Origin of the sequence: Paraburkholderia podalyriae (genome assembly GCF_014397785.1) — a bacterium.
GTDB classification, from domain to species: domain Bacteria; phylum Pseudomonadota; class Gammaproteobacteria; order Burkholderiales; family Burkholderiaceae; genus Paraburkholderia; species Paraburkholderia podalyriae.
Genome location: NZ_VZQQ01000056.1, coordinates 20,889 through 39,247 on the forward strand (window position 1 = coordinate 20,889; position 18,359 = coordinate 39,247).

16 protein-coding genes and 4 pseudogenes are annotated in these 18,359 nt (G+C 57.2%); 6 read left to right on the forward strand and 14 right to left on the reverse strand.

What is annotated here, in order from left to right:
• Positions 1 to 12 precede the first annotated feature (12 nt).
• Positions 13 to 297, forward strand: a complete 285-nt coding sequence (locus F6X42_RS34175; protein ID WP_246530350.1) for a hypothetical protein — start codon at positions 13 to 15, stop codon at positions 295 to 297.
• A gap of 47 nt (positions 298 to 344) precedes the next feature.
• Here the strand turns inward: F6X42_RS34175 and F6X42_RS34180 are convergent, their stop codons facing one another.
• The 4 genes from F6X42_RS34180 to F6X42_RS43540 form a co-directional block, all read right to left on the reverse strand.
• Positions 345 to 1,133 (reverse strand): nodulation factor ABC transporter permease subunit NodJ, encoded by a 789-nt coding sequence (locus F6X42_RS34180; protein ID WP_090811273.1) that lies wholly within the window; start codon positions 1,131 to 1,133, stop codon positions 345 to 347.
• Positions 1,134 to 1,136: 3 nt separating this feature from the next.
• Positions 1,137 to 2,051, reverse strand: a complete 915-nt coding sequence (gene nodI, locus F6X42_RS34185; protein WP_187638398.1) for a nodulation factor ABC transporter ATP-binding protein NodI — start codon at positions 2,049 to 2,051, stop codon at positions 1,137 to 1,139.
• Between the two features lie 269 nt (positions 2,052 to 2,320).
• Positions 2,321 to 3,679, reverse strand: a complete 1,359-nt coding sequence (nodC, locus tag F6X42_RS34190) for a chitooligosaccharide synthase NodC (RefSeq protein ID WP_187638399.1) — start codon at positions 3,677 to 3,679, stop codon at positions 2,321 to 2,323.
• 282 nt (positions 3,680 to 3,961) lie between these two features.
• Positions 3,962 to 4,354, reverse strand: a complete 393-nt coding sequence (locus tag F6X42_RS43540; RefSeq protein ID WP_222945822.1) for a polysaccharide deacetylase family protein — start codon at positions 4,352 to 4,354, stop codon at positions 3,962 to 3,964.
• A gap of 521 nt (positions 4,355 to 4,875) precedes the next feature.
• On the opposite strand from F6X42_RS43540, the gene F6X42_RS44505 reads away from it, so the two are divergent.
• The gene (locus F6X42_RS44505; protein WP_246530354.1) at positions 4,876 to 5,784 is read left to right on the forward strand and encodes a GMC oxidoreductase; all 909 of its coding nucleotides are present in this window, start codon (positions 4,876 to 4,878) and stop codon (positions 5,782 to 5,784) included.
• Positions 5,785 to 5,857: 73 nt separating this feature from the next.
• Here F6X42_RS44505 and hisG read toward each other — a convergent pair whose 3' ends face one another.
• The 4 genes and pseudogenes from hisG to F6X42_RS34220 all read right to left on the reverse strand — a co-directional run.
• The gene (gene hisG / locus F6X42_RS34205) at positions 5,858 to 6,565 is read right to left on the reverse strand and encodes an ATP phosphoribosyltransferase (protein ID WP_018423142.1); all 708 of its coding nucleotides are present in this window, start codon (positions 6,563 to 6,565) and stop codon (positions 5,858 to 5,860) included.
• The gene (locus F6X42_RS34210; RefSeq protein ID WP_187638401.1) at positions 6,562 to 7,701 is read right to left on the reverse strand and encodes an ATP phosphoribosyltransferase regulatory subunit; all 1,140 of its coding nucleotides are present in this window, start codon (positions 7,699 to 7,701) and stop codon (positions 6,562 to 6,564) included. Before F6X42_RS34210 ends, hisG begins: the two co-directional genes overlap by 4 nt.
• A gap of 340 nt (positions 7,702 to 8,041) precedes the next feature.
• Positions 8,042 to 8,692, reverse strand: a pseudogene (locus F6X42_RS34215) (IS30 family transposase); the annotation flags it as partial.
• A gap of 9 nt (positions 8,693 to 8,701) precedes the next feature.
• Positions 8,702 to 9,516 (reverse strand): annotated as a pseudogene (locus tag F6X42_RS34220) (IS5 family transposase); the annotation flags it as partial.
• A 1,130-nt stretch (positions 9,517 to 10,646) separates the two neighbouring features.
• Here F6X42_RS34220 and hisC point away from each other — a divergent pair.
• Positions 10,647 to 11,714, forward strand: a complete 1,068-nt coding sequence (gene hisC, locus F6X42_RS34225) for a histidinol-phosphate transaminase (protein WP_026226285.1) — start codon at positions 10,647 to 10,649, stop codon at positions 11,712 to 11,714.
• Between the two features lie 49 nt (positions 11,715 to 11,763).
• Here hisC and F6X42_RS46460 read toward each other — a convergent pair whose 3' ends face one another.
• The 6 genes and pseudogenes from F6X42_RS46460 to F6X42_RS34245 form a co-directional block, all read right to left on the reverse strand.
• A complete protein-coding gene (locus F6X42_RS46460; protein WP_239499211.1) occupies positions 11,764 to 12,264 on the reverse strand; it encodes a transposase in 501 nt (166 codons plus the stop codon).
• A 72-nt stretch (positions 12,265 to 12,336) separates the two neighbouring features.
• On the reverse strand, positions 12,337 to 12,477 hold the full coding sequence (locus tag F6X42_RS46465; RefSeq protein WP_239499309.1) for a hypothetical protein: 141 nt from the start codon (positions 12,475 to 12,477) through the stop codon (positions 12,337 to 12,339).
• A gap of 83 nt (positions 12,478 to 12,560) precedes the next feature.
• Positions 12,561 to 12,761 (reverse strand): annotated as a pseudogene (locus F6X42_RS46470) (IS630 family transposase); the annotation flags it as partial.
• 310 nt (positions 12,762 to 13,071) lie between these two features.
• Complete coding sequence (locus F6X42_RS34235) at positions 13,072 to 14,319, reverse strand: M24 family metallopeptidase (RefSeq protein WP_246530351.1); 1,248 nt, start codon at positions 14,317 to 14,319, stop codon at positions 13,072 to 13,074.
• A 234-nt stretch (positions 14,320 to 14,553) separates the two neighbouring features.
• Positions 14,554 to 15,108: a cucumopine synthase-related protein gene (locus F6X42_RS34240; RefSeq protein WP_018423134.1), complete on the reverse strand. Its 555-nt coding sequence runs from the start codon at positions 15,106 to 15,108 to the stop codon at positions 14,554 to 14,556.
• Positions 15,108 to 15,530, reverse strand: a complete 423-nt coding sequence (locus F6X42_RS34245; RefSeq protein ID WP_018423133.1) for a hypothetical protein — start codon at positions 15,528 to 15,530, stop codon at positions 15,108 to 15,110. The genes F6X42_RS34240 and F6X42_RS34245 overlap by 1 nt, the downstream gene beginning before the upstream one ends.
• Positions 15,531 to 15,762: 232 nt before the next feature.
• Between F6X42_RS34245 and F6X42_RS34250 the strand changes: the two are divergent.
• From F6X42_RS34250 to F6X42_RS34260, 3 genes and pseudogenes are all read left to right on the forward strand, one after another.
• Positions 15,763 to 16,158, forward strand: a pseudogene (locus F6X42_RS34250) (PRC-barrel domain-containing protein); the annotation flags it as partial.
• Positions 16,159 to 16,889: 731 nt separating this feature from the next.
• A complete protein-coding gene (locus F6X42_RS34255) occupies positions 16,890 to 17,030 on the forward strand; it encodes a hypothetical protein (protein WP_018423130.1) in 141 nt (46 codons plus the stop codon).
• Between the two features lie 518 nt (positions 17,031 to 17,548).
• Entirely contained in the window at positions 17,549 to 18,268 is a 720-nt protein-coding gene (locus F6X42_RS34260) for a class I SAM-dependent DNA methyltransferase (RefSeq protein WP_187638402.1), read from the forward strand.
• The last annotated feature ends 91 nt before the right edge of the window (positions 18,269 to 18,359 follow it).

The window sequence follows — 18,359 nt, forward strand, 5'->3', positions numbered from 1 at the left end:
AGAGGGCCTGCCATGTCGGATTCCGCACAACGCTACGGCCTTTTCCTCAACGTCGAGAACCCCGACGGCGACGCGCGCGATGCGCTGACGCAAACCGTGCGTAATGCGCCGGCCGCCCAAACGTTCGGCTACCACGAGGTGTGGCTCGCCGACCATCACTACAGGTCGTACGCGATCAGCAGCGCGCTGACGCTGCTGTTCGCCCGCATCGCGACTCGTTTCCGGTGCTATATCGGGCTGCGGGGAGACCGTCGGCGGATGGGGCGCGTGCGCGGATGCACGAAGCGTTCGCGTTGATACGACATGGTGGTTTTCCTGGTCACTCGTACTGGCCATAGCTGGCACTAAGACATGAGGCGTCGACGTAACAGCGCCACCGACAGGAAGAACGGCAACACCGTGCAAATGCAGAGAGCGCCAATATGCAGGGCAACACTGCCCACCGGGCGTCCGAGCATCGCGGGACGGATAAGGTCGACGGAATGTGCCAGCGGCAAGAAGCGCGCTACGTCGCAAAAAACGGCAGGTAGCTTACTGATCGGGAAGATCACGCCGCTTAGGAGCACCATGGGCGTGAGAACGAGCGTTTGATAGAACACGAAGTAATCGTGACTGGGTGCAAGCGCCGTGAGGATCATCGCCAGACTCGCGAAGGCGAGGCCAGTCAGAGCGATGGCAGGCAAAGCATAGAGAATGGATGACCACGCTGCATAACCCAGCACGGTGGCTACCACCATGACGGCGATGCCGGCAAAAAAGGCCCTAGTGGCGGCCCATGCCAGTTCACCCAGAACGATATCGCCGAGCGTGAGCCGTGTACACAGGATCGCTTCCCACATGCGCTGAACATGCATGCGAGAGAAAGCTGCATAAATCGTTTCGAAGGTCGCGGAGGTCATCGCGCTCGTGGCGACCATACCCGCCGCGAGAAACGCGATATAAGATGCGCCATCGACGCGACCTACCATTATCCCGAAACCAAAGCCGAGGCCGAACAGATAAATCATAGGATCGGCAAGGTTACCGAGAATCGAGGCAAACGCGACTTTTTTCCATGCCAGATAGTTGTGGCGCCACACTGCAACCCAGTTCCACACGTTCGCGGGCAGGGCCGCTGCATAAAACTCTCTCATCGTTCACTCCTTCATCCCGCGCCCGGTTAACTGCAAAAAGACATCCTCGAGATTTGCTGGACGCTGTAAAAGGCGCAGCGCCGCGCGCCCGCGCAACTGTACACACACCCGTTCCGGATCGGACACATAGCAGAAGAGGGTCCCACCACTGACTTCGATACGCTGCGCGTGCGGCGCGATCAACGTGCGCAGCTCATGCGGATTGCCGCCGTGGATCTCGACCACGTGGCTCCCGATCTGTTCTTCGATCAGCACGCGAGGCCCGCCTTCGGCGATCTTTCGCCCCTCCTCCAGCACACACAGTCGGTCGCACAACCGCTCGGCCTCTTCCATGAAATGGGTAGTCAAGAGGATCGTCTTGCCGCGCGCCAACAGGGAACGCAGGCTTTCCCAGATCAGGTGGCGCGCATGCGGGTCGAGACCCGTTGTAGGCTCGTCCATGACCAACAACTGTGGATCGTTGATCAGCGCGCGTGCCAGCATCAGCCGCCGCTTCATGCCACCGGATAGTTCGGTGACGCGCGCATCGACCTTGCTTTCGAGGCAAGCGAATTCGAGCAGCGACGGCACGACCGCTTCAATTTCACGTGTGCTCATGCCGAAGTAGCGCCCAAACACCAGAAGGTTCTCGCGCACGGTGAACCCGGGATCGAGGTTGTCGAATTGCGGCACCACGCCAATGCTCATACGTGCCGAGCGAGCGCGCGCCGGCACTGGCTCCCCGAGCACGATGATCTTGCCTGCGTCGGGCGGCGCCATGCCGAGAACCATACGCACCGTCGTGCTCTTGCCCGCGCCATTTGGCCCTAGCAGACCGAAGCACTCTCCAGGCGCGACGCTGAACGACAATCCGTCGACTACGATCTTGTCGCCATATGACTTCCTTACGCCGGTGAAGCTGATTGCTGCTTTGGACATGGAGATAAGAAGGAAAATTACGCACTCGTCTTAGAGAAAAAGAAGCCGTTCTGCTGCCGCGGCCCGATTGAAAACGCCCCGGTCGATAGAAGATCCTTTGCCAAGCGCGTGAGTTACTGACAATGGAGTACCAGGATTTCGGTGAATGCACTGGCGTTGGGAAGACGACAATCGAGCCTTTGCGTGAGACGATCGCACTCAAGCCGACCAGTGCCGATGGTGGGCGGTTCTGGGTTGGCGCGATACTCGAGATCTATATGTACGATTAACTAATCGCCATCGAATGCTTCGTCAGACGTCGCTAATGTTGAAGACTCGCACGCGTGATCCTGCCGACGGTGTGGAGTCGCAGATCTTGACGCTGAAGTCGCGTTCGGCTTTGTAACCGGATTCGGAGTATCGACCTGTTTTTCACGAACGTTCGAAACGTTCCCTGCAGAGCCACGGGACAGCCAATCGCTATTACTCAATGTACACAGCGCATAGACTTTCAGGGGGAGCAAGAGAAAGAGGTTAATAGGTGTGTGAAGAGAAAAGCCAAGAAATCGAACCTGGCGAGCGCGAACCGATGCCACGCTACAGCGGATCATGGTTGATGATGCGATTATCAGGGCAGTCCACCACGGCACTGTCGCTGTCAATGCGAGCTGCGCGAGCCCGGCTAGAAGCGATAAGGCGAGAAATAGCGAGCCCAGATTCATTCCGATCACGTCCAGCGTAAGGTAACGATCGAGACAGGGCAGCAGGCGCAGCGAAAGCAACGTGTCCCGATAAGTACTGCGCGCCCAGCGCAGTTGTTGGCGCAGATACGCCCCCAGTCTGTCCGGAACGACTGTCGCCGCAATGGCGTCCGGAACGTACTCGGTCCGATAACCTGCCGTCAGCATGAGAATCGTTAGATGACGGTCCTCGCCGAAGTCGCTCCGCTTCCCGCGAAAAAACTGCGTCTCGTACTGATCTAGCAGCAAAAGGAGCGCGGACCGGCGGTACATGGCACATGGACCGGAGCAGCACATAACAGCGCCGAAGCGAGCCTGTGCGGCGCGCTCTTCGTTGCAAGCCAACCAGTACTCCATATCGATCAGACGGGTCAACCAAGTGTCGCTCCGGTTGCTGGCCGTCAACTGCCCCATGGCGGCGCCTATCGTCGCGTCTCGCATTGTCAATACGAGCTTCTTGACGACATCGGGTGCCAGCGTCGTGTCCGAGTCGACGTTGAGTACCAGTTCCCCGGATGAAGAGCGTATCGCGGCGATCTGTGCCTTGCGCTTTCCCATATTTTGGGGAAGCGTAATGAAGTTGAATCTCGGGTCGCGCGTGTACGCATCGTATACCGGCCTCACGGCGTCGAGATTCGCAGAACCATCATCAACCACATAGACCCGCAGTTTTCCGGCGTAGTCCTGGTTTGCAATGGACTCCAGGCACGCCGAGAGTGTGCGCGGTTGCTCGTTAAAGCACGGCACGATGACGTCCACGTCCGGCAGAAAGTTGGAGTCGGCGGCATTGGGCGACTTCGGCGGAGCACTCGTGGGTAGGCCATGGAGGGCCTGTGCGCTTTTGTAAACAGTCGAGAGTAGTGCATACAACAAAACGGGGGCAGTGCTGATTGTGGCAATGGCATTCATAGATGTCGGTTTGTTCAGTGTGGTTGGGGTAGCGAGCTGATTACAAATCCGCACTCATGCAGTGCTGGAATCAGGCGGGAAAGCGCCATGAGGGTTTGGTCGCGCAGCCCAGCATGACAGCACCGTCCTGACTCGCCGGGAGGACATCCGTCGTGCAAGAGCACAATTGCGCCAGGCCGGACAGAGGCCAGCACTGCGCTGACAATCGCATTGACGCCGGGGCGAGACCAGTCACGCGGGTCTACCCACCAGTCAAGAGCCGCCAGACCCGCCTTTGCCACTTCAGCGACCACTTCGTCCGTCCATATTCCGTAAGGGGCACGCATATGCCGAACTGCGGCTTGGGGACATGCCATCCCGATGATCCTGTTCGCGTCCAAATATTTCGCGTCGTACTTCATCAGGTTCGCATCCAGACAAATCCGGATGAGTCGTCGTGCGATTGGCAATCTCGTGTCCCTCGGCGATCACTCGCTCGATCAGCTTCGGCTGGTCCTCTACGTACGCGCCGATGACGCAGAACGTTGCTGGCACCCGGTGTTCTGCCAGCGCCTCGAGGACGTCCGGTGTGCAAAGTGGATTAGGACCGTCGTCAAACGTCAAGTAGACGTCGCGACGTCCGGCGCGATCGTGGCACTCGTCGCGCACCTCGGATACGGAATCGAGGACCTTCACAGATCTGGCCCGTTTCGTTCAATTATCGAGCCAGTAAGCCGCTCCACAGTAGATCGTCCCATCCGGTAGGCCGCGACGGGCACGGTTTCGGTAAGCTTAGGTGGCGTGTCGAGAGATACATCCAAAAGTGTGGGCATCATGGAGACATGCCTAAATATGTCGTACTACTTAGGTTTACAAAATACGAAGTATTCGGTCAATCAACTTCGATTTCCATTTCCGCAACGACGGGTTTCACTGTGCAACACAAGGATTGATTTGTAAAATCGATTGTTTTGATGCCTTTCATCTATAATATGGATACGTTGAGAAATGTGTTTTGCAGTAAGTGGGTGAAATGGGTGACAGATCTTACCCAACCCAAATGGTCGTTGGGCGCGTGTGCGGTTCGCGATGACCGTCCCCACCGTGTCGGACAGAATTGCGCACACGTGATCAAGCAGGTCGTGGAGCCGGTGGTAGGGTTGCTATTTAATAAGGATTCCCATGCTTATAGATCGTGAAAATCGGCGTGGCAGGCGCTGGCTTGGACGCGTAAGCGCTGCCGGAAATATGCATGGGTAGTAGGGGTCGACATCAAAGGGTTCTTTGATAACATCGACTGGGACCTTCTACTGATGGCGGTACATCGCCACATCAGCGAACGCTGGGTTGCGATGTACATCGAGTGCTGGCTGAAGGCTCCGGTGCAGATGCCAGATGGAAAGGTGCAGTTTCGGACACGTGGTACACCCCAAGGTGGTGTGGTCACGCCATGGACGCAAAAGGTAACTTTGGTCGGCGTGATTTCGCCGCTACTCAGCAATATCTACCTCACATGGGGGGATCAAATGCTGGAGCGAGCGAAAGAAACCACGCGCAATGGGACGTACACCTACGTCGAGTATGCCCGTTTTGCTGACGATCTTGTCGTGCTTATCTATGTCCATCCGCGTCATGCGGGGTTGCTCGGGGCCGTAACCCGACGCCTTCGGGAAGAATTTGCCAAACTGCAGGTCGAAATCAATGAAGAGAAAAGCCGCACTGTGCGGGTGACTGGGGCCGGGAAGTCACGTCGGCGTTGGATAAGTATGAGCACATGGCTGCCTATTCCCGCGGTATCCAAGGAGGACCATGTCAACGACAACGCGTTGCGCAACCATGCCTACGCTCAGGTCAAAATGATTTACGAGGCATGCGGCTCCACGCGCGTCATGGATCTGCCGCCGTACCCGGCCGGCCACAACATGGGCACGAACCGGATGAGCGAAAAATTCCGTGACGGCGTCGTTAACAGGTGGGGGCAGGCGCACGAGGTGACGAATCTTTTCGTCCCAGACGGCAGTCAACTCACCACGAGCAGCGCAGAGAACCCGACGCTCACGATCGTCGCTCTCGCCATCCGCCAAGCCGAGTACATCGCGGATGCGGTGCGGAGACGGGATATCTGACAAAGCGAAGCCTCTCGACGAATTGCTGTTTGCAGGAGGGATTGCTTCGTGAGAATACAGTTGAGCGATCTTATTAAAAGCAACGGTCGCGTCTAGACGTTAGTTTGGTAGCAATCTCATCTATGACATTTTGATCAATTTCTCGTTGTCTCTTTCGCGCCGCCACGAGGCACGCCTGAGAGCGAAGGACAAGCCCGTTTTGAAGCACTTTCAGATGATTGGCCCGCAAGGTCGTCCCCGTCGTTGTGACATCTACAATGGCATCAGCCGAACCCGTTGCGGGAGTTCCTTCGGTGGCACCGAGGCTCTCAATGATGCGGTAAGCACGCATGCCATGTACCTCGGACAAGAATCGCTGGGTCAGCCGTCGGTATTTCGTTGCGATCCTGAGCCGCCGACCGTAACGTTCGTGGAAGTCTGCCGCGACATCGTCAAGGTCCGCTATCGTCTCGACATCCACCCAGGCCTGTGGGACGGCAACGACAATGTCAGCTCTCCCGAAGCCCAGCCGTGCGATGACTTCCATCCTTTCCTGCCAGTCGTCTCTACTTTCCAATAACAGGTCTTCACCGGTGATTCCTATATCGACGACGCCTTGCGCCAGTTTGGCCGGAATCTCAGAAGCCGTGAAGCAAACTACCTCAACTTCGTTCCTACCAACAAAGCCTGCCGTGTATTTTCGTTCGTTGGATTGCTCAACCGGCAACCCGGCCACAGCTAAGGCATCAAAGGTCTGCTCCTTCAGCCGTCCTTTTGACGGAATCGCGAGTGAAATTGTCACGTCAATGCTCCCTGCAGAAGTTGCACTTGGTCAACAAATGCGGATAGGCCAATCGCCGGAATCGGGCGATCTGCTCCGAGCAGCTTGGGCAATCGATCATACCGTCCACCGCTAGCAAGTGGCCTGTCAACTCCTGGCGCGCGGATATCAAACAGAAGCCCAGTATAGTGGTCAAGGTGCCGTCTGAAGGATGCATCGTAGGTTAATTGATCTGGAGGGCCACTCTCTCTGGCGAGCACCTCCGATCGTCGGACAAAGTTGTCGAACGCTATGCCAAGTGTCAATCCTGCAGATTTCGCGAGCCCAGCAATTTCGTCAACGGCTTGATAAAGAGGAGCGCGGATGGCTAGGAAACTGTTCACAACATCAAAGGTGCTCTGTGGCACTTGGGCATTGGCAAGTTCGGTCGTCTCGATGAGCCGTGCAGCAATCTCCTGAGGTGTGCGTCCCGCAGCGGGAGAAAGCCCGCCTTGCCTCATCACATTCGCAACATAGGCGGTCATGGCTGTCCAATCGGCTCTCGCGAGGAAATCTCGGACCACAAAATCAAGGTGGTTGCTACGCAAAGGGTGCCCGACGGTAGTGCAATTTGCACCCGAGCGCAGACGTAAGCCGGAGGCCCGAATGAGGCGCTTCTGCCAGCGACGAGGGAGTTCGAGGGCAGCGAGCACGGCTTCGAATAGTCCCTGGTCGCCAATCACCGTAACCAGTTCGCGCCCCGACAGCATAAGTTGGACGAGGGCGTACGCATCGGAGATCGACCGTGCGTCGGCAGTCGGAACATCTGAATCACCAAAATCAACGAGACCTGCCTGCAAGAGGCCATTTCGACTTGAAGGTTCCTTGCAGAAACTCTTATCGATATACACATAACGCCGAGGGTTCGGAGCTCCGGATCTAATGTACTCCAGGCACACCGGTACCGTGAACTCTGGTCTGAGACACAGCATCTCTTGATCCTCGCTTTCTGTCAGGAAGAGAGCGCTGCGCTGTTGTTCGCCCATAACATCTAAGAATGGATCAGCGGGCTGAACGGTTGCGACTTCTATAAGATTGGCACCGCGGCTCGCGAAGGCCTGGGCTATAGTTTGCGCGATGGAGGAATAGTGAAGATGCATAGTGGATGAAGTTTGCATTTCTGAATTGTCCGCAACACAAGCTTCCGGCGGTCGATGGAGAAGGAGCTATCTCCTGGATCTGCCGTCGGCGCTTATAGTCCCGTTGACCCGCGCCGACTCGTCGGTCGCCAGCGCGTCTTCACGGAAACGCCCTCTAGCGGATAAGTCGCGGTTCAACCTGTCGGTGGACTCTACCACCGGCGTCACCAAGTAAGCACGGATTGCGCCAACCAAGAACGGCTTTTTAACCGTCTTTTTGCGGTAGGGACCGTGTCGCATGTACGACATTGTCGGACAACAACAGCGTCAAATGCGGCGTTGAAACTGGGCGGTTTCAAGAGTGAAGCGCAATAGGGGCCTACTGAATGGAGGCTGAGGTCATCGAAGCGGTTGCGAGCATACGTTCGAAGACCTCGAATGGTGAATGAAATGCATGGGTAGCGCGAGGTCGGCTGTTGAGCTGTCAGCGATGGCATTGAGTTCGTCCTGACTGTAGATGGAGAGGTCAGTGCCTTTGGGCAGCTACTGCCGCAGCAGCCCGTTGGTGTTCTCGCAGGTACGGCGTTGCCATGGGCTGTGCGGATCGCAGAAGTACACGCGCATGCCGGTGGCGGCGCTGAGTTCCTGATGCCGGGTCATTTCCTTACCCTAGTCGTTGGTAAAGCTCCGGCGCAGTGGTGCTGCGATGGAATTCAGTTTGGCTGTAAAGCCCGCCAGGGTCGAGGCGGCGGTGGCGTCTTCCATCTTCGCCAGCCAGCAGCACCAGACTGGTACGCTCAACCAGCACACCGACGGAAGACTGGTTGCCAGCGCCCTTGATCAAGTCGCCCTCTCAGTGACCTGGCATCACCCGGTCGCCGACCTCAGGCGGGCGTACATGGATGCTCACCATGTCGGCGATCTGGCCGCGCTGGGCAGTGCCCCGCTCGTGTGACATACGCGTGCTGTGGCCGTGGCGCAGACAGGCGATCAGTTGGCGTCGCAGCTCACCGCGTGGCTGGGGATAGAGGTCAGTTAAAAAAGGCTGCTCCATACGCCTGAAGATGTTCCAGCAGACGAGGGCGCAGCCGAATTTCAAGAATGCTTCGTGAATGTCAGCTCGACGATCGAAGCGTATGCGAAGACGACGGAAGTTGTGGAGCCACGAGTGAGTCCGTTCAACGATCCAACGGAATTTGCCCAGACCACTGCCATGTTCAGTGCGGCGCCTTGCGATCACCGGTTTGATGCCGCGTTCGCGCAATCGTTGACGATGCGGATCGGAATCGTAACCACGATCGGCATAGGTGACCGTGGGTTTCTGAAGTGGTCGGCCGCGCGCGCCGCGGATCGGGGGAATCGCGTCGACGAGCGGCAGCAGCAGGGCGACGTCGTTGCGGTTCGCGCCGGTCAGGATGGCGCTGATGGGAACGCCATTGGCGTCTACGAGGATGTGGTGCTTGGAACCGCGTCGCGAGCGATCCGTGGGGTTCGGGCCAGTTTTTCGCCCGCCCCAACAGCTCGTACCGACGAGGAATCGGCGGCAGGGTATGAAAGATCGATCTGCCCGGCCTCGCGCAACTTGTCGAGCAGCAGTTCGTGCAGTCGATCCCATACGCCTGCTTTGCGCCAGTCGTTCAGTCGTCGCCAGCAGGTCGCGCCGGAGCCAAAGCCCAATGCGGTCGGCAGGTGGTTCCATCGCAGTCCGGTTTTCAACACGAACAGGATGCCACTCAACGCCACCCGATCCGATACGCGCGGGCGACCAGGATGCTCTTTGCGCCGGGGCTTGGGCGGCGGCAGTAACGGTTCGATCAGTGTCCACAATTCGTCATCAATGATCGGCGCTTCCATCCCTTGGGTTCCGTTGTTCAGACATCCAAGGTTAACTGCTTGCCGAGAAAGCAAACAGCCCCCTCAGGGGTATTTGAACTGGCCTCTTAGCGAGATGTCCATGTGCACCGTGACGTCGCGTGTACTGCATGGCTATGGATTTAGTTGACTGCTTGTAGTTAACGCCGCGCTGTTTAGCAGTCTATCGCCGCTTGCGGACTTTTCGTCGAAATGGACCATCTGGGTGTCTGCGCTGCTCAGTGGCTTCGTTGCCGTGCTGCGATTCACGAGTCACGAGACTCAATTCGTCGGCCTGTGCGTAGATCATGCCGGGAGGCGTTCGACCTCCGACAAGCCTCGACGGCGTCGTGCAGCGAATGTCGCTCGGGTTAGACGCGGCGATTGGCGGCTTGGCGGTGGAGCGTTCCCGAGGAGCAAATCGACACCAGTCAATCATTGGTCAGGATTTCACACCCTCGTTTCTGATGGCGAACTTGTGCGGCATCTCCTCGATCCCGGCCGCGCGGCGCCCTGCCACCTGGGGCCCGGGACGAGATGAATACGGTGGCCGCAGTTGATGCCTTTGAGAAGAATGCTTGGTTGGCGCGGTCCGTGCTTGATTGCATTCGAGCGCGACACTGACGGGCTCGTTGTATCTACCACTCCATGCCGGCTTCCGGAATCTGGCAGCGTCTAGGTTGGGCTCCGATTTCTGTGACTGATTCATCTTGTAGTAGGACTGGCTTACCCATGCATTAACGAGACCATTCAAAAATGCAAACTAACTTGCCTCGCCGATACTCCACTATCGCTCGAACCAATGTGCGGACTTTCACGAGCCACAGTGCCGGTCATGAAGAACCGTCGCCGCTGCAGTCTTTCAGCGTTTTGCACGACCACTGCCGCAGCGTCACCTCTGGTTGGGGGAGCCGTCGCGGGGCAGACAAGAGCCGGTTTGCTCTAGGACGCGCCTTACGGCCAGCCACGCGAGAACTCCTAGCTACGCGCGCCCGGCGAGCGCGACGAAGCACGGACGAAATGACGCTCGACGCCTTGGTCCCCGGGGGACGTGGGCCCGAATCGCCATATACTCAACTTCCTGTTATGGCTGATGCGGTCAGCACTGACTCTTTGCTGTCAGGGGCTAGGCGGTGAGTCGTTACTGGAGCGACCTCGTTCAGCGTCTCATGCCATATATGCCGGGCGAGCAGCCGGCGAGTGCGCATCCGATCAAGTTGAACACAAATGAGAACCCGTACCCGCCGTCGCCGCTGGTACTAGCGGCCATTGCCCGCGAGCTAGGTAGCGCGGGTGAGACCCTGCGCCGCTATCCGGATCCGCTCGCGCGACGCCTTCGCGCAACCGTCGCTGCCTATCACGGCCTGAAGCCGGAGCAGGTGTTTGTCGGTAACGGCTCGGACGAAGTGCTTGCCCACACTTTTGCGTCGCTGCTGAAGCATGAGCGGCCGCTGCGTTTTCCCGACATCACATATAGCTTCTATCGCAGCTACGCACGGCTTTACAACGTGCGCTATCGGGCCATTCCGCTCGCCGGCGACTTGTCGATCCGCATGGACGACTACCTTGGCGACGTGGGCAGCGTGCTGTTCGCGAATCCAAACGCACCCACCGGTCGCGCTCTGCCGCTCGCGGACATAGAGCGAATTGTCGCCGGAAATATGTCGTCGGTGGTCGCAATTGACGAGGCCTATGTCGATTTCGGTGCGCAATCCGCGGTCCCTCTGATTGACCACTATCCCAACCTAGTTGTCGTTCAGACAACGTCGAAGGCTCGTTCGCTCGCTGGCATGCGCGTCGGCTTTGCATTCGGCCACGTATCGCTCATCGAAGCACTCAATCGCGTGAAAGACAGCTTCAACTCGTACCCTCTGGACCGTCTCGCGCAGGTCGCGGCACAGGCTGCTTACGCGGATCATCACCACTATCGGATGACGTGCGAGCGCGTGATCGCGAGCAGGGAGCGGATGAAGCGGGCGCTCCAGAGCCAAGGTTTCGACGTGGTACCGTCTACTGCGAACTTCCTGTTCGTGCGTCATGCTTCGCACGACGCTGCAATGCTTGTCGCACGCTTAAAAGATCAAAGCATCTTCGTGCGGCATTTCAAGCAGCCACGAATCGACCAGCATCTGCGCATCACCATCGGAACCGAAGAGGAATGCGACGCAGTCGTCGCGGCGCTGCGCGAATTGCTCGCTTGACCCCAATCGGACGCCCACCGCGGGCTCTCTCCCTTGCGAGGGAGGTCGATTATGCCATTTTCGGCCCTGCGGCAACGGCAATCAGCCGGCCCACTTCGATGCCTTCGAGCAGTTGGCGAGTCGAACGATGCGTGCCGCGACGAAGGTACCGTTCGGTAGGCACGGCGAACCAGCGCTCTACGTGATTGAGCCACGAGGCCGAAGTCGGTGCGAAGTGAACCTGCAATCGGGGATGACGAGTGGACCCTGCCTTGATCGAGGAGTCTTGTGTGTGCCGTAATTGTCCATCACCCAAATGCACATCCAAGTCGGGCGGCACGCCGGCTTCGATGGTGCGCGGGAAAAGCGGGAATTCGCTGCTGCGATGGCGCCGGTGCACGTCGCCGATCACCTTGCTGGTGACAATTTCGAGCGCAGGAAATAGTGTGGCCGCACCGTAACGCAGGTATTCATAAGTGCGTCGCTCGGGAATGCCTGGAGCGAACGGCAATATGGGCTGTGGGCGGTCCAATGCCTGTATCTGGCTCTTCTTGTCAACGCACAGCACCATCGCCCTAGATACTGGCCGACAATATTGCGCACTGTCGACGAACAACGGATCGCTAGAGAGCTTAGACGTCTCTTACCCATGCAGTTGCTGCCCGAAGGCGCGCCAGATGCGCGACACCGCCGCCTGTGAGAGCTTCATCTCCTTGGCCATCGTGCGTGTGCTCCAGTGCGTCGCCCCGGCAGACACGGACTCGAGCGTCTTCGTGATAACCACGTCGACATGCGTGTCGTCGATTGTCTTGGGTGCGTCGGGGGTGGTGCGTCAAGCAGTCCGTCGACGCGGTCTGCGACAAATCGCGCTCGCCAGTTAGCGACAGTTTGGCGCGTGAGCCGCAGTTTCACCGCAACTGTCTTGTTGTCCATACCTTGGGCGCAGGACAGCAGGATGCGCGCTTGCAACGCCCAGGCCTGTGCTGTCTTGTGCCGCATCGTCAGCGCCTTGGGTTGCTCGAATTCCGATTCGCTCAGCACGAGCTCCAGTTTGGGCCACCCGCTCATCGCCGCCTTCTCCTGTCTGTGTCACACATAGCACGTTAGTACGCGGCAAAAATAATTCAATGAGTTGTAACTCACCAGGAGTAGCGAGACGATGCTCGGTTGGTTCGAAAAGTCGCTTGGTCGTCACTTTCGCGGACGGTGGATCGTCACCTCGGCAATGACCCGGAGCAGTTGATTGATGGGACACATGCTTGATGTCAGTGCAGTTCGACCCGCAGATGCTCGTTGTAATATACGCGCGACCCGCATAGACGTGTTTAGACCTAGCCGGAAGACCCAAACGCCTTCGATCAAAGTGGTGGCCTAGAATTCAGATTTCTATGTAGCCGCCGGTAGCAATAGTAAGATATTCTCGGCCGGTATCAGTTATGAGAACGGTATCGGAAATCTGCGTTTGGCACACGCTTGGTATTCGGATATGCGGTTCGAGTGTAACGATCATACCCGGTTCCAGTACCAACCGGGACTTCGCGTCAATCGAGGCTCGCTCGTGAGCGCCGAGCCCAATGCTATGACCGATTCTGCCTGGAGTGTGGGTACCGTAGCCGAGCGACTCTAGCCTTTCACGAGTCTTTTCGAACAGGTCCCTCCAAGGTGTGCCGGGTTTCATCAGTTCGTCGACTTCCTCTCGAATTTCAAGGATGATGTCAAGCGCGCGCTTGCTGACGTCCGGTAGCGGCCCAATGGCAACAGTACGTTCGATCTCAGCGTGCATGCCGTTGGCAACCGTCCAACTCAGCAGCGAAACGGTTTCGCCGCGAAGGGGGCGGCGCTGGGTCGGATTGTCACAATTTAGAAACGTACGCGGACCGGATAGTGCCCAAACCCAGAGACCGTTGTGAACGCCGCCCTCGAAAGAGCCGAAATCGCACACCTCAACATTGGGGTAGCGGCCCGCCCAGAACTTATTCATCTCGTGCATTGCAGTCACGCAGACGTCGCGCTCGGTGCCACCTTCGCGGAGTGCTGCGATCGCTGCTTCCATGCCTACATCGGCAATCCTGGCCGCAACCCGTGCGTGGAGAACTTCGTCCGGGTCTTTTGTCAACCGGCAGCGTTCTATGAGCTGGCTCACATCGACGAATTCTGCCTTCGGTAACATGTCTTCGAGTTGGCGGCGACATGTGATGGAGATGAACTCTTCTTCGACTCCAATCTTTTTGTCCGCAACGCCCAGCTCGTGGAGGATTGAAGTGAGTGCAGTTTGCCAGTCTGCCCCCGCAGTTTTCTTGTCCCCCCAAGCGCCGAATAACCGTATGTCCCGTACCCATGAGCTGGAGCGGCTGTGTTCGTCTCGGAGCGCATGCACAAGCATGATTGGCTCATGGTTGGGGGTAAGGATTGCAATCATCGGTTGTGAATAAATGATCGGGCTAAAGCCTGTGATGTAGAAGCTGTGCTCCGGTTTGAAGCATACGACCACGTCAATACCATCATCGGTCAGTCGAGCCTGCAAACGTGTTACGCGGGGAGGCCGAATATAATCAACACTTGCGGTCGGATGAGGCGAACACTTTCCGCTCCCTACTCGGACACCGTGCATTTCTGTAGAGGACATGGGGGACTCCCGGGTATTTACATTAATAGAACAATCGGCCCACCAATTATTTATTTGGCGGGTGCTGGATATAGAGCTGATCGTGCGCGAGAAATCTCAGATAAATTGGCTCTGTCCTCAGACGGGGCGTTCAGTGATAAGTCCGGATTCGGCACAGATACCATCGGTCCATCAGCACATATCGCCGAATCGCGTCGCAATATTTCTTTGCGTAGCTGCCAGAAAGCTCGACGACTAAATCTCGCCTTGCATGGACACAAGTTTGGCAAGGTTCGCAACTTCTGTCGGCGTGCGATGTGGAAATGCAACGCCAAGGTTCCAAGGGAAGATCGAGTGAATCCACCGGTGCATGCGAGTGATATACGTCATCATTGCTCCGGTGAGCTCCACATATTCGTCCGCCGTTTGAAGGTCGTCGAGGGCGTCCGAATAGATTTGACCGATGTGATGCATGTTGGCTAATCCGAGATCCGTCATGAATGCAAAGACGTTGAAGGTTCCTGTCAGAAACTCTTTGGTAATTCTATTGAGAGTTGCGAGGGGCAAGTCCGGATATTTCGAAATCTTGAGCAGGCGATACATGACTTCAGCGCCTACCAGCATGAGATACGCCTCGAGATGGACGAGTACAGAAAACGCTTGCTCTCCGCTTCCTGCTCCGCTGTCGATAATGCCCCAACGGATCTTATGGACATCCTCGGGCTCGTCGAGCCAGATGCGATCGATTTCTTTCTCGATGATTGCCTTTGCCTCGCGCCAGTCGCCTTCGAATTTTGACGTTAGAGACATCAGGCGGTCCTCCGCACAACTATTTCAACGGTGTTCCGCCGTGGTTGAGCAATTGTCTGTTCGTAGACAATGCGACCAAACCGATGGAGGCTTGGAATGTCTTCCTCGAATACTTCCGCAAATTTGTTGACGTGTGCGCTTTCTGTGATGTGCCCGTAGGTCAGGCAAATCGACTGCCCCGGAGCATAGAGATAGACGGCACCGGGATGACGAGGGACCATATTGTTCCGTGTCAAGTGAACGATCCGGGTCGGCATCCATATCGTCTCGCCCGAAATTACCACGTGTCCAAGGACGCTCCTGAGAGGCAGTTGTGCTAGCACTTCCTTGATAACATCCGGGTTATCGTCCATTAAAAGCTTTGCGCGGAACGAGTGGCCTAAGCTTGGCGCATGAAACTCGAGTCCTTCTTTGGGGGGCATTGGCGACTCCTTGCATGTGGTCACAGGGGAAAAAGTTTTGGCTCGGTTAAAGCAGTGAACGGTATCGAAGTCTTCAAAGGAACGTTGCTCTTCCGCCTTTGAATTCGTTGCCGTTTCTGTTGCTTCGCCAAGAAGAGGCAAAATCTGCGCCAGTCTCTGAAAAGAGCCAGACAGTCGTATTTCCTATACCCACTGAACGATTAGTTCGGCGGGGCGCCGGGCGGTGTGTCGAATGTATCGCGTCGCAAACCGGACAGTCGCAACAAATGCAACAGCCCATGAGCCATTAGACGAGCCGGTCTTTTCATCGGACGGGGAAGACGTCGGGCAGATTTCGGACATCATGTTCAACGTGCGCAGCGGCAGGGTTGCATATACAGTGCTGTCCGAAGGCGGCTTTCTTGGCATGGGCGCCATCCTGCATGCGATACCGTGGAACGCACTCACGTTGGATAAGGACGCGAAGTGTTTTCGTGTCAGCATCGATGCATAACGCATCAAGAACGACCCGGGCTTTGACAAGGACCACCGGCCTTCAATGGCAGATGCGACGTCGGGTACCACGGTCCATCAGGACTACAGCCGCGACCCGTACTGGTCATCGACGCGCAGCGTAGAGGATTTGCCGCTGGGCGATATCCGAAAATCCTCGTCATGGACGCCGGCCTGCGCACAGGGATATCCGGCGGTCGTCTTACTGAAGGACGCAATCATGAAGACGATAAAGAGAGCAGTGCGTCGCTCGGTATGGGTGCCGGCGTTGGTCACTACCTCATTCGCCTAGGGCGCGGGCGGCGGTGGCACCAGTGTAAGCGCCGCGGGCTGGCATTAGTGGTGCGAATGGTGCGTGCCATGGCTGTGCAGGAATGAGCGCGCCCAACGTTGGTGGGACAGGTGGTTCGACATCCACCTCAAAAGGCGCCAAATCGACGAACCGGCATACTCGCATGCCGCAAAGGGTGCCTCCGACACAGCCGCGTCAACTGCGCAATGAGTTGTCTTTCGTGGTGTGCGTCGTGTCAGCGGATAACGCGGACGTTTTCTTCACGATCCTGAGTGAACCGGGGAAGCGGCCCGCCAGAATGGCGAGCCCCGCCCCGAAAACGCGTGCTGACCCGTCGCTGGTAGCGACGGATGCCGATACTAGCCAGGCGGCGCTCCTATCTGGCGCTGGATACTTCCATCTTTGTGCTCCGGAAGTGACGCGACGATAGGCGGCGGAAGGATAGCTCAGGCGCACGGCTCCGAGTTCCGCGCTTCACGCGTTCCCAACGGAACGGCCTTCCCGTTTGCAATGGTGCGTACGGCCGGTGGTGGCCGACTACGACTACAATGCCGCGACGGAGGATCGCCATTGTGATGAGCAACCCGCTGAACATGGACTTGCGCGCTCGCGCTGAACTGCTTGCCTATCACATTGCTTCGCATCTTCGCGCACGGCATGCGACAGGCGAGTGGCTGACTGTCGAACATGTCGCGGAGTCGACGACGATGTTGTGACTGAACACCAACGGCGGGGGATGACCGTGATGCAAACGGTCATGCTCTCGGCGAAGGCACTGGACATCGCCCGAGGCGTCGAGACCGGTTTGCGACTGCGGTTACGTGCAGTCCAGGCTAATACACGCCGAGTTGGACAAAGGCAGATATGACGCAGGCCACTGTCGCGAAGGGTCGAGTGCTGGTAATCCCGCTCGCCCGGATCTGAGAGGGTGGAATTCGAATGACAGAGCTACACAGCCATGAACTGACGCGAGTTAGCTCTCAATCCGCTTCTTGTCAATAATGTCCGACAAAAGTCTGACACAGCCGACAGTCCGAATAAGACCAGACTGCCAGTGTGTCTGAAGTAGCACGCTTCTTCTGGTTGGCACCGGTCTTGCGTGTGAACGGCGAGGGTACCAAGCAACAGCGCGTTCGAAGCCCTATTGACCATGTCGCCGGGCGCTTGCCCCTTCGAAAAGGGGATGGAGTTAAACCAGGCAAATTGCTGAATTTGATGGAAAGGAGAGCAGGACATGTCTGACGAGTTGATTTATGGCGAGATTTATGCGCCGATCTATGAGGAGTACACCACTCTGCGAGGCAAAGTCGCTGAGGTTGACCAGACTGTCGCCTTTCTTGAGCGATATTGCAGCGGCCGAAATGCGCTTGAACTTGGTATTGGCGACGGACGCGTGGCGGTACCTCTGAGCGAGCGCGGCGTCAAGGTCGAAGGTATCGACAATTCGGACAGTATGCTAGAGCTTGTCGCGAAACGCAGCGGTATAGTCAAGACTTGGCAAGGTGATATTGCCGGATTCAAATCACAGCAACGTTACAGTGTCGTTTACTGCGTTTACTGCACGTTCACGTTGCTCTCGACGCGCGAAGCGCAAATAGCTTGCCTCCGAGCTGCTGCGGAGGCCCTAGATAATGAAGGGGTTCTGGTAATAGAAGTGGACGTACCAGGCTGGAATCCTTTTGTCGGCGGGCAGAAAACTACATCGGCGCGGCTAGTGAATCATGAAAATACAATCGTAAATGTGGCTGTTCACGATTCGCTAAACCAGAACCTAGTTTCAACTCTCCTCTGGTTTTCTGGTACCTCGGTCAGGCGTTTGCCGCAACGCCGTCGCTATGTCTATCACCAGGAACTCGATACCATGGCCGAATGCGTAGGACTGGAGCTAGCGGATCGATGGGGAGACTGGTCGAGGGGTCTTGTGATTACCCACTTCTTTCGCGAATCCTGGTAACCTGGCTTGCATCACGATGAACGCGCGAGAAGAATGGCCGGGAGACGACAGGTAGAAGATCGGGCGTGGTTTGAGCAGGAGCTTGAAGGAA

Coding starts and splice junctions, on each gene's coding strand:
- nodI (WP_187638398.1), bottom strand. CDS start 2,051: ATGTCCAAAGCAGCAATCAGCTTCACCGGCGTAAGGAAGTCATATGGC.
- F6X42_RS46460 (WP_239499211.1), bottom strand. CDS start 12,264: ATGGTGCTGTGCGTTGACAAGAAGAGCCAGATACAGGCATTGGACCGC.
- F6X42_RS34260 (WP_187638402.1), top strand. CDS start 17,549: ATGTCTGACGAGTTGATTTATGGCGAGATTTATGCGCCGATCTATGAG.
- F6X42_RS34240 (WP_018423134.1), bottom strand. CDS start 15,108: ATGTCTCTAACGTCAAAATTCGAAGGCGACTGGCGCGAGGCAAAGGCA.
- F6X42_RS34180 (WP_090811273.1), bottom strand. CDS start 1,133: ATGAGAGAGTTTTATGCAGCGGCCCTGCCCGCGAACGTGTGGAACTGG.
- F6X42_RS34235 (WP_246530351.1), bottom strand. CDS start 14,319: ATGTCCTCTACAGAAATGCACGGTGTCCGAGTAGGGAGCGGAAAGTGT.
- F6X42_RS34210 (WP_187638401.1), bottom strand. CDS start 7,701: ATGCAAACTTCATCCACTATGCATCTTCACTATTCCTCCATCGCGCAA.
- F6X42_RS34255 (WP_018423130.1), top strand. CDS start 16,890: ATGAGCAACCCGCTGAACATGGACTTGCGCGCTCGCGCTGAACTGCTT.
- F6X42_RS34175 (WP_246530350.1), top strand. CDS start 13: ATGTCGGATTCCGCACAACGCTACGGCCTTTTCCTCAACGTCGAGAAC.
- F6X42_RS34245 (WP_018423133.1), bottom strand. CDS start 15,530: ATGCCCCCCAAAGAAGGACTCGAGTTTCATGCGCCAAGCTTAGGCCAC.
- nodC (WP_187638399.1), bottom strand. CDS start 3,679: ATGAATGCCATTGCCACAATCAGCACTGCCCCCGTTTTGTTGTATGCA.